Genomic DNA, 8454 nt, shown 5'->3' on the forward strand with positions numbered 1-8454 from the left:
ATCTAATCTGAGCAACTCGCCTTGAGTTGCTCATATTCTATTTTTAGTTGTTTAAACACCTCATTGTCACCCCCTTGTTTATCTGGATGATGCTGCACTGCCAGTTGTCGCCAGCGCTTTTGTAATACTTTTAGTGTGACTGGGGATGTTAATTGCCAACGCGCTAGCAGTTGTTGTTGCTCCTCATTACTCAGCGGGGCTTCGCGATGAGTCGGCAGACTAAATTGTTGCCAAAAGCTATCTAATAATGCCTTGACTTCAGTCGTAGATGTTTCAAAATTTTGCCAGTTTAAGTAATAATCGCGCAGTGGATCGTTAGGATGTAGTTGGTTATAACTGGAACTGTTTACTAGTTCAATATGTAAGCCTTTAACGACTAATTGCTGTTTTGGCATCAGTTGCTGTTGTAGCTGATAAAGTGCATTCATAATTAAAAAATTGCGCTTAAATAAGTCGCGCTCAGGCTCGGCAGCTAAAGTATCAAGAAACCCACGTTGCTTTAACTCAGATGCTAAAGTATGAACCATCCACATTTTTTTAGTGATTAATAGTTCAAAAATCTCATCTATCAGAGGGTTAAGCATTGTTTACAATCTATTAATTAGTGTATCTTGGATAAATTATCATATACCCAAAGAACATTAAACCCCAAGGAGTGGGCGTGAGTGCCTGTTTTAAATTGGTCTAAATTACATGTTTATACTTGGTTTGGGTGTCGTTTTGTTATGGCTAGCAAGGATTTAAGGATATTTTTATGCTGACTCAGTTAAAGCGTATCTGCTTTATTGGCCTTTTGGCTGTTTTAAGTAGCGCATCAAATGACGCTTTATCAAATGAGCAGCCAAGTTTGTTTGAGCAGTTTAATCTTGAACAAACATGGCCTGAAAAGTATCGCCTTGCAACCGATATTTTATCGAACCCTGATGTTCCAAATTTACAACGCATTACTATTTATAGTGATTTAGCTGAGCTGGCGTTTGCGCAGAGTGATTTAGCCAATGCACTAAAATATTTTAAATTGCTAGAGACCAGTAGTACGTTAAAAGATCAGCCTAAATTCTTCTTTCGTGCGATTAAAATGCAAGGAGTTGTGCTTTATTATCAAGGGTTAGTGCAACAAGCGGTAGTTGATTATAGCCGCGCGTTAAACATCGCAATTACGCTTAAAAGTCCGATAAAACAGGCTAATTTACTTAGTAATATCGGGCTTGCTTATTTTGATATGTATAACATGGAGCTAGCTCTTGATTATTATCAGCAAGCCAAAGTAATTTATGAAAAAGAGGGGAGCGCACAAGATAAGGCCGATATATTACATAATATTGCCGGTATTTATATTCGTCTCTCTCGATATGAGTCAGCTCTTGAGATGTACCGTGAGGTTTTAAAAGTTTTTCAAGAGCTGGGCGATGAAGATGGTGTTGCTCAGGCATACGGTAATATGGGAGTAGCTTACACTGAATCAAGACAGTACCAATTAGCACTACATTATAATCAGTTGGCCTTACGTTACTATCAAAGCGTTAATAATGCGTTTCAACTTTCTACTAAGCATACAAATTTAGCCACCATCAACCTTAAGCTAAATAAATTTGATGTTGCCTTTTATCACGCTAATGCGGGCCAACAATTTGCAATAGAAGCGGATAATAAGTCTTTACTAGCGGCAGCGTTACATGTGTTGTCAATTGTTCAATTTGTACAAGGTGATACGCAAAGTGCTAAACAAACCTCTGAACGCTCGATTAAGCTTGCCAAAGAGTATAATAACGGCATGCGTATTAAAGATGGCTTAGGAATTGAAGCACTAATAAATGCAAGTCTAGGGGATTATGAAAAAGCGCTAAGTTTGCACCAGCAGTATGTTGATTATCAGCGTAGTGTTAATACCGAAGAAGCCTCGAAAGCGGTCAGTCAATTTCAAATTCAGTTTGAATCAAATCAGTTAAACCAAGAAATTAAACAATTAAAGCAACAACAATACTTACAAGAATTGCAAATAGCTAAGCGTTCACAATTAACGTTTTTATTAGCGATTGTTGCCATATTAATTTTAATTACGGTAATTGCTGTTTACAAACGCCGAACAGAAAAGCAAGCGAAGTTAAAGTTAAGCGAACAAGTTGAACAGCGCACCAAAGAGCTACAAAGTGTGGCACAAGAGCTGCGAGAAGCAAACGAGGTGAAAAGCCAGTTTTTAGCGAATATAAGCCATGAAATAAGAACACCGTTAACTGCTATTTTGGCACAAACTGATGATCTTATTAATGGCCTATACAAGCCGGAACAGTTACAAGATGAGCTTAGAGTAATACAACGTCAAAGTGAGCATTTAAAAAGCTTGATTAATGATGTGTTGGATTTAAGTAAAATCGAGGCAAACCGGTTAGAACTTAATATTAGTTGTTTTGATGTGGTGCAGCTTATCAACGATATTCACGCTATGTTTTCTCCTCAAACTAAAGCGAAAGACTTGTCGTTAGTTTTAGACTGCCAGTTAGAAAAATCCTATTTTACGCGATTAGATTTAACGCGAGTAAAACAAATTCTTATTAATTTATGTGCTAATGCCATTAAGTTTACTCATAAAGGGCAAGTAACTATTGGTGTTAGTAAAACCGAGCAAGGGTTACTCTTTTCGATTAAAGACACTGGGATTGGTATGAGCTCATCTCAACTTAAACTTATTTTTGAGTGTTTTAGCCAAGCAGATAACAGTATTAGTCGACGTTTTGGTGGTACAGGACTAGGTTTGAGCTTGTCGCAGCAATTAGCAGCGATGATGGGGGGTTATATAAGTGTGCAGAGTGAGTTTAAAAAAGGCAGTGAGTTTTCATTTTATTTGCCCTGTATACAAGTTGAAGAGCAAGTTTGCCACGACGATCAACAAGCTAAGTCAGATGAGCGACATAGATTATTATCGGGTAAAGTGGTGCTTGCTGAAGACCACAGTGATAACCGCAAACTGATCAGTCGTTATTTACACTCTCTTGGGTTGGACGTGATTGCCGTTGAAAACGGTGAGCAAGCAGTAGAACAAAGCTTAAAGCTATACCCAGATTTAGTACTGTTAGATATTCAAATGCCTGTTATGGATGGTATTTCTGCGTTTGAACTACTCAAGCAATGTGGTTATGAGCAGCCTATTTTAGCATTAACGGCCAATGCCATGAGCCACGAAATTGACCACTACCTATCACTTGGCTTTAGTGACTATTTAGCAAAGCCAATCGATAAAGAGTCTTTTCATACTGTGCTAGCAAAATACTTAAATGCTGCAAATACAGAGGTATCAACTAAACAGATTCATGTTGATATGAGTGATTTAGTAACGAGCTTTCAACAAAGTCTAGCCGAAGAAAGCGAGCTTATTGAGCTGCACTTTCAAGATGCAGATTATCAGGCGCTGCAAAAAGATAGCCATCGAGTGTTGGGAGCGGCACAAATGTTCGAGTTTAAAGACATAGCCTTAGCGGCAAAAGCGCTAGACGATGAATTACTTCAGCCACAAATAAATACGCAAAGGCTAACAACATTAGTGAATAACTTACAGGCTCTGTTTAAACAACACGAATAAATTAATTTACTCTGAAAATAAAAAAGACACCATTTGGTGTCTTTTTTCATGAAAACGTTTATTTAACTAAAGTTTAGCTTACTTACGTTTCATCGAATCAAAAAACTCATCGTTGGTTTTACTCATTGATAGTTTATCAATTAAGAATTCCATGGCATCAATTTCTGACATGTCATGGACTATCTTACGTAAAATCCATAGCTTCTGTAGCTCATCTGGTTTAGTAAGTAATTCTTCACGACGTGTGCCCGAGCGGTTAAAGTCGATAGCAGGGAATACACGTTTTTCCGCAATTTTACGGTTAAGGTGTAGTTCCATGTTACCTGTACCTTTAAACTCTTCGTAGATAACTTCATCCATTTTAGAGCCGGTATCAATAAGCGCCGTTGCAATAATCGTTAAGCTACCGCCTTCTTCAACGTTACGTGCAGCACCAAAGAAACGTTTAGGTTTGTGTAGCGCATTAGCATCAACACCACCGGTGAGTACTTTACCTGATGATGGAATAACGGTGTTATATGCACGTGCTAAACGTGTGATCGAATCAAGTAAAATAACAACGTCTTTTTTGTGCTCAACTAAACGCTTTGCTTTTTCGATAACCATTTCCGCAACTTGTACATGGCGAGAAGCTGGCTCATCGAATGTTGATGCAATAACTTCACCTTTTACTAGGCGTTGCATCTCAGTAACTTCTTCCGGACGTTCATCAATAAGTAAAACCATTAATGTAACGTCAGGATGGTTATGTGTGATTGATTGTGCAATATTTTGTAGCAACATTGTTTTACCCGCTTTTGGCGGTGCTACTAATAAACCACGTTGGCCGCGGCCAATTGGTGATGCTAAATCAAGAACTCGTGCGGTAATATCTTCTTTACTGCCGTTACCGCGTTCCATACGAAAACGTTCGTTTGCATGAAGTGGGGTTAGGTTTTCAAAAAGGATTTTAGTGCGAGAGTTTTCAGGTTTATCAAAGTTAACTTCGTTTACTTTAAGCAGAGCAAAGTAACGCTCACCGTCTTTTGGTGGACGAATAAGACCTGAAATAGAGTCGCCAGTACGCATACTAAAGCGGCGAATTTGGCTCGGAGATACATAAATATCATCTGGGCCTGCTAAGTAAGAAGCTTCTGATGATCTTAAAAAGCCAAAACCATCTTGCAAAATTTCTAAAACACCACCACCGAAGATATTTTCTCCGCCTTTGGCGTGTGATTTAAGAATTGCAAAAATGATATCTTGCTTTCTCAAGCGGGCTACGTTTTCGAGCCCCATGGACTCAGCTTGGTTTACAAGCTCTTTTATAGACTTGTCTTTTAATTCGCGTAAATGCATATTGGTGGGTTCTTTATTACAGTTGTCATACTCAAAATCGCTTATTAGATCGTTGAGTGAGGTTTGTTGAATATAACTAAGGATTAGTTGGCTTTATAAACTAGCAGGTCATCACCGCAGCGTCCAGTATTTCTGTAAAATAAATTATAAAAAAAGGGCTGAGAGCCCTTTTTTCAAAATTAATACTTAGATATTGTTTTCTAAAAACTCAACTAATTGTGTTTTTGATAGTGCACCTACTTTCGTTGCAGCTACTTGACCGTCTTTGAAAAGTAGTAGTGTAGGGATACCACGAATACCAAACTTAGGTGGTGTACCCGCGTTTTGGTCAATGTTTAATTTAGTGATAGTTACACGACCATCAAATTCATCAGCAACTTCGCTTAGAATTGGGGCTATCATCTTACACGGTCCGCACCATTCAGCCCAAAAGTCTACTAGTACAGGTTTGTCTGATTGTAATACGTCAGCTTCAAAGCTATCGTCGGTAATTTGGATTATTTTCTCGCTCATTGCGCTCTCCGGTTTAGTTAGGCGAAATATTTAGTGCGTATTTAAACACTCTTGTTTCTTATTGCAAGTTTAAACGTTATGCTTAAACGCTATGACTAAGACACATTTGACCGATAAAAAGTTTTCAGACTTTGCTATTGCACCGGAAGTGGTTGCCGGGTTAACCGAAAGTGGGTTTGAATATTGCACACCCATTCAAGCTAAATGCCTACCTTTTATTTGTGAAGGGCGCGATATTGCGGGCCAAGCACAAACAGGTACAGGCAAAACATTGGCATTTTTAACTGCCACGTGCCACCGGTTATTACAATCTAGCAAAGCACCTAGTAAACATCCAAGAGCCCTGATCATGGCCCCAACTCGGGAGCTTGCGATTCAGATACACAAAGATGCAAAAATTTTAGCGCCGCACTGTAATCTTAACTTAGGTTTAGTATATGGTGGCGAAGATTACGAAAAACAACGTGCACAATTAGAAAAAGGCGTAGATATTTTAATTGGTACGACAGGTCGTTTAATCGATTTGTACAAGCAAGGCTGTTACACCCTTAATGAAATAGAGGTTGTCGTGCTAGATGAAGCCGATCGTATGTTCGATTTAGGCTTTATTAAAGATATTCGTTATATGTTCCGTCGTATGCCAGATACGTCAGAGCGTTTAAACTTATTATTCTCTGCTACGTTGTCGTATCGTGTACAAGAGCTTGCATTTGAACATATGACCAACCCTGAGCATGTGCAAATTGAGCCCGATGTAAAAACAGGTAAACGTATTAAAGAAGAGCTATTTCATCCTTCACAAGAAGATAAAATTAAGCTGTTGTTAACCTTGATTGAAGAAGAATGGCCTGAGAAAGCCATTGTTTTTGCAAATACTAAGCATAGCTGTGAAACCGTATATGCATGGTTAAAAGCAGACGGACATCGCGTGGGCATGCTCACCGGTGATGTAAACCAAAAGAAACGCCAGTCAATACTCGCGCAATTTAGTAAAGGCGAGCTAGACTTTTTAGTGGCTACCGATGTTGCTGCACGTGGTTTGCATATTCCAGAAGTAAGTCATGTATTTAATTTTGACTTACCTGATGATTGCGAAGATTACGTTCACCGTATTGGTCGTACAGCTCGAGCAGGCGCTTCAGGTCATGCAATTAGTTTTGCGTGTGAGCAATATGCTTATAACCTTCATGAAATTGAAGAATATATTGAGCACAGCATTCCATTATCACATTACGATAAAAGTGCATTGCTAGATGATTTAACGAAGCCGACTATTCATAGAAAACGTAATTTTTCTACTGGTCCACGTAATCGTAGTAATAACAACGGACGTCGCCCAAATAATGGTTACCAAAAAGGACGGTCTTAACCGACCGTTAGTTTGATTGTATTTGTAACTAGAGGTTTTTGAACGGTGGGGCAACTTAAACCGCAAAAAAATGTATATGCAGTCATTGATTTAGGCTCAAATAGCTTTCATATGCTTATTGCTAAATCAATGGCGGGCGGCCTGCAAACTATAGGGCGCGTGAAACGTAAAGTAAGACTCGCAGCAGGACTCGATGATAATAATTTATTGAGCTTAGAGGCTATGCAACGAGGCTGGGAGTGCTTGGCCTTGTTTGCAGAGCGGTTGCAAGATATTCCCACGCAGAACATCACCATTGTTGCCACTGCAACACTTCGCTTAGCAACCAACGCCGACGACTTTAAACTACGTGCTGAAGAAATATTAGGGCATAAAGTTAATGTTATTAGCGGCGAGCTAGAAGCGCGAACTATTTATAAAGGGGTTGCACATACCTCTTCATGTACTGGCAAGCAGCTGGTTATTGATATTGGTGGAGCGAGTACCGAGGTTGTTATTGGCCAAGGTTTTGAAGCGCGTCACTATAAAAGCCTTAATATTGGCTGCGTGACTTTTCTCGAACGCTACTTTAAAGATTGCCAATTAAATGAAGTAAACTTTAATGCTGCGATAAAAGCAGCACGAAATGTTATTGATGAAATAGCACCTGAATATAAAACGGCTGGTTGGCAACTTGCCTCTGGTGCGTCAGGTACTGTACAAGCTATTCAAGAAATTATGGTGGCACAAAACTTAAATGAAATGCTCACCCTTGAAAAGCTATACACCATCAAACAACAATCCATAGCTTATAAAACAATAGCTGAACTCGACTTGCCTGGGTTAAGTGAAGAGCGACGGTTAGTGTTTGTATCTGGGCTGGCTATTTTAATTGCACTATTTGAGTCTCTTGAAATAGAACAAATGGGATTAGCAGGTGGCGCGCTTCGTGAAGGTGTTTTATATAGCATGCTACCGGAGCTTCATAATACCGACATTCGTCAACGCACTATTGATGGTTTTATGAATCGTTATCATGTTGATCAAAAGCAAGCATCTCGAGTTTCAAGTTTAGCATTACTGCTAGCTAATGAAGTCAGTCAGTATTGGCCGGTTGCAGCGCAAAGTGGATTGCCGCTTTTAAATGCCGTCGCGCAGCTGCATGAAATAGGTTTATTAATAGAGTATAAGCAGTACCATAAACATACCGCTTATATTTTAGAAAATACCGACATGCCTGGTTTTTCGCAATCAGAGCATAAAGTAATTGTTGCTATAGCACATAGCCACCGCTCAGACCTTCAAAAAGGATGCTTAGATCATTTAGGTGCACATAGTAGTGTTGCTGCGTATATTGTTCGACTATTACGTATTGCTGTTATTTTATCGATGCGCCGACAAGATGACGTGTTGCCAAACTTCAAGATAACAGCTGAGAATGAAGAGTTAGCGATTCAATTTGAAAACAATTGGTTAAAAAAGCATCCGCTGATGGCAAGTGAACTAAATCAAGAGATTAAGTATCAGAAAAAATGCGGTTGGAAACTTAAAGTTAGCTAGTTAAACCTACTTTTCCGCAGTTTTTAGTGGTTAAAATGAGCTTTTAGTCTAAATATCCAGCGAACAGTCATTTATTTCAAGTTTTCTTCAAAAAAGGGTTGATCTGTTTTCGGATCTC

6 protein-coding genes are annotated in these 8454 nt (G+C 39.1%); 3 read left to right on the top strand and 3 right to left on the bottom strand.

Translation table 11 applies throughout. The features are described 5' to 3' along the window. Positions 1–2 precede the first annotated feature (2 nt). The gene (locus AB8618_RS16450; protein ID WP_409424346.1) at positions 3–584 is read right to left on the bottom strand and encodes a DNA-J related domain-containing protein; all 582 of its coding nucleotides are present in this window, start codon (positions 582–584) and stop codon (positions 3–5) included. 170 nt (positions 585–754) lie between these two features. Here AB8618_RS16450 and AB8618_RS16455 point away from each other — a divergent pair, with 170 nt between their 5' ends. Further along, entirely contained in the window at positions 755–3577 is a 2823-nt protein-coding gene (locus AB8618_RS16455; RefSeq protein WP_413401076.1) for an ATP-binding protein, read from the top strand. A 78-nt stretch (positions 3578–3655) separates the two neighbouring features. On the opposite strand, the gene rho is transcribed toward AB8618_RS16455, so the two are convergent. Next, positions 3656–4915, bottom strand: coding sequence for a transcription termination factor Rho (gene rho / locus AB8618_RS16460; RefSeq protein ID WP_010392671.1), 1260 nt, complete (start codon positions 4913–4915; stop codon positions 3656–3658). Between the two features lie 186 nt (positions 4916–5101). Beyond that, the gene (trxA, locus tag AB8618_RS16465; protein ID WP_008109071.1) at positions 5102–5428 is read right to left on the bottom strand and encodes a thioredoxin TrxA; all 327 of its coding nucleotides are present in this window, start codon (positions 5426–5428) and stop codon (positions 5102–5104) included. A 91-nt stretch (positions 5429–5519) separates the two neighbouring features. On the opposite strand from trxA, the gene rhlB reads away from it, so the two are divergent. After that, on the top strand, positions 5520–6797 hold the full coding sequence (gene rhlB, locus AB8618_RS16470) for an ATP-dependent RNA helicase RhlB (RefSeq protein WP_138605404.1): 1278 nt from the start codon (positions 5520–5522) through the stop codon (positions 6795–6797). 45 nt (positions 6798–6842) lie between these two features. After that, positions 6843–8336, top strand: a complete 1494-nt coding sequence (gppA, locus tag AB8618_RS16475) for a guanosine-5'-triphosphate,3'-diphosphate diphosphatase (protein ID WP_413401077.1) — start codon at positions 6843–6845, stop codon at positions 8334–8336. Positions 8337–8454: the final 118 nt, after the last annotated feature.

The organism is Pseudoalteromonas sp. RW-H-Ap-1 (assembly GCF_048318575.1).
GTDB lineage: Bacteria > Pseudomonadota > Gammaproteobacteria > Enterobacterales > Alteromonadaceae > Pseudoalteromonas.